General features: G+C 43.4%; 1 pseudogene. It reads right to left on the bottom strand.

What is annotated here, in order from left to right:
* Positions 1-391: 391 nt before the first annotated feature.
* Positions 392-837: pseudogene (locus HRQ85_RS26090) on the bottom strand (DDE-type integrase/transposase/recombinase).
* Position 838: the final 1 nt, after the last annotated feature.

Genomic DNA, 838 nt, shown 5'->3' on the forward strand with positions numbered 1-838 from the left:
CTGCATTCGCAATTTKGGGTGACGTAGGAACGCTTTGAAACGGACACTGCTTCGTTTTGCTTTAGTTATTGGCATCAACATCTGTGGGTTTATTCGTGGATGACACATAATAAACAGGCTCAAACTGATATGCATTAAGTTTAGTTGGAAAGTGCTCGCTAAAACCTCTCCCCCATTTGCTAAAATTTTCAAAGCCATGAATTCAGAAATAATGAATCTCAGGGGTTTTGGGAAGCACTCATGCTCTAGCGAGCGAACTCTGTTTTTGGAGCCGTTGGAGTAAGGTTTATGGGAATACACATTTCCCCGAAAAGTTCACTCTGATCAGGACTCTATACGGTTCTGTCGCAAATTTTGATAGCGACATGGCAGAGCCATTTTCTAGACGCAATTAGTCTGCGAGGGCATAAAATTGCTCAAAGGCGTTGTTCCCCCCAAGGTTAATTTGACCTCGTTTAATCATTGTCCACAATTCTTTACCATGAAGACGGGCCGTTGCCCCTTCTAGTGATTTCCATCCAAGGGCTTGGCGTGTTTTTTGTTTTACCCACCGATGACTTTGCTCCACAATATTGTTCAGTTTTTTGATATCGAGTATCTCAATCAGTGACAATATAAAGAAGCCCGTTAACCAGAGTTGAACGTTCATTGCATCAATAGCCGCGTGGTTGCTTTTACTCCCATCAATGACCACTTTCTCGGGGAGGCCATGTGAGCTATCGCCTTATTCAGAAAGGCTTTCGCGGCAGCTTCATCGCGATTKGAGCTGAGATAATCATCAATGACGTTTCCAAACTTATCGACCGCTCGATAGTAGTAAAGCCATTCTCCTTTCACT

The organism is Vibrio sp. Vb339, assembly GCF_902751245.1.
Lineage (GTDB): Bacteria > Pseudomonadota > Gammaproteobacteria > Enterobacterales > Vibrionaceae > Vibrio > Vibrio coralliirubri.